Below are 1,551 nucleotides of genomic sequence, written 5' to 3' on the forward strand. Positions count from 1 at the left end.
TCGAGGGCATGGGCGCGGCCCAGTGGGCGCAGCGGGCCCGGCAGGAGCTCGAACTCACCGGCCGCCGGGCCGCGCCGGTCACCGCGCACGGCGAGACCTCGGTGCTGACCGCGCAGGAGCTGCGGGTGGCGCGGCTGGCCGCCCACGGGCTGACCAACCGCGAGATCGGGACCGAGCTGTACCTCAGTCCCCGCACCGTCGGGCACCACCTGTCACGGGTGTTCGGCAAGCTGGGGCTCAGCGGCCGGGCCGACCTGGTGGACGTCGATTTCGACAACGGCATGCGAATCGTGCGGCCGCGCTGAGGCTTCCGGTGAGCGGTCGATGCGGTCAGTCCAGGTCGACAGACTCGCCCCAGTAGCGCGGATCCCAGTTGATCAGGATCATGCCGGCCACGCTGCCCGCGCAGCCGCCGCAGGCGTGCACCTGGATGACGCTGTCCACGTCGGTGTCCCCGGCCAGCACGGCGCGGGTGGACAGCCACACCGCGCGCAGGTGTAAGGCCGCGGGTCTGCCGCAGCGGACGCATTCGGGCAGCGCCTCGTCCGGGTCGTTGCGCCCGATCCGGACCTCCGGGGTGACGGGTGCTCCCGGGCCGAGGGCTGCGTCGAGGAGCGGCGAAAATTCCTTGCGCTCACGGTCTTCCACCTGCGCAGGCTAACTATTTCCGGCGGTGTCCGCACGCCCTGCGACCGAACCGTGTCCTGGGCCCGGCCCGGTGCGGGCCGGAATGTTTAACCGGGGCGCCGCCGGGAATGCAATGGAAAGTGTTTCGGGGATGTCCGAATTGGTGTTCCTATTCGCGCCCGCATTTTAGTCCTGCCGATCCGGAAGAGAATCGGTCATCGTATCGGTCGGTCAATCGGTCGATCCGGAAATGTCCGGAATCGCTTATCCCGTCGCTGATCTCAGCCGCTGGGAAGAACGTGTTTACAGGTTTGTCGGTTGCTTGTAATGCGGGGTACCTTGCGACGTGCGTGAGATCCGGGTGCTGCAGGGGAGGGAACGAGAACAGCACGAACTGTCTCGGGTCCTGACTCGGGCGCGCGCCGGTCACGGCGGGGGAATGCTGCTCTGGGGAGAACCCGGGATCGGGAAAACCGCGCTGCTACGTGATGCCGAACAACGCGCGACCGAATTCCGAGTTCTGCGCCGCGGCGAAAATTCCGCCGAATCCGGAGTGGATTTCGCGGCATTGCGCGAACTGCTCGGCCCGCTCGCCGATCGCGTCCCCACGCTGCCCGGCCCGCAGGCCCGCGCCCTGGCCGCCGCCCTCGGCCACGGTCCCGGTCCGGCGGACCGATTCCTGGTGGGCGCGGCCGTGGTGACGCTGCTGGCGGCGGCGGCCGCGGACCAGCCGGTCCTGCTCCTCGTCGACGACGCCCAGACGCTGGACCTCGCGACCGCCGAGGCCCTCACCTTCGCGTTGCGCCGCCTCGGTGAGGTCCGGGTGGCCCTGCTGGTGGCCCTGCGGGACTGCCCAGCGACCACGGTGTGGCAGTCCCTGCGGGTCCTGCCGATCGCGCCTCCGCGTCGGGCAGCGGCGCGATC

The 1,551-nt window shown here is 70.0% G+C and carries 3 protein-coding genes; 2 read left to right on the plus strand and 1 reads right to left on the minus strand.

All coding sequences use genetic code 11. The annotated features are described in order from the left end of the window. Positions 1-305 (plus strand): helix-turn-helix domain-containing protein (locus tag ACWELJ_RS34135; RefSeq protein WP_452370180.1); only part of this gene is annotated, 305 nt, incomplete at its 5' end. 25 nt (positions 306-330) lie between these two features. Here the strand turns inward: ACWELJ_RS34135 and ACWELJ_RS34140 are convergent. Continuing rightward, positions 331-648 (minus strand): hypothetical protein, encoded by a 318-nt coding sequence (locus tag ACWELJ_RS34140; RefSeq protein WP_452370181.1) that lies wholly within the window; start codon positions 646-648, stop codon positions 331-333. A gap of 340 nt (positions 649-988) precedes the next feature. Between ACWELJ_RS34140 and ACWELJ_RS34145 the strand changes: the two genes are divergently transcribed. After that, positions 989-1,551 (plus strand): ATP-binding protein (locus ACWELJ_RS34145; protein WP_452370182.1); only part of this gene is annotated, 563 nt, incomplete at its 3' end.

Source organism: Nocardia sp. NPDC004582 (assembly GCF_053602115.1).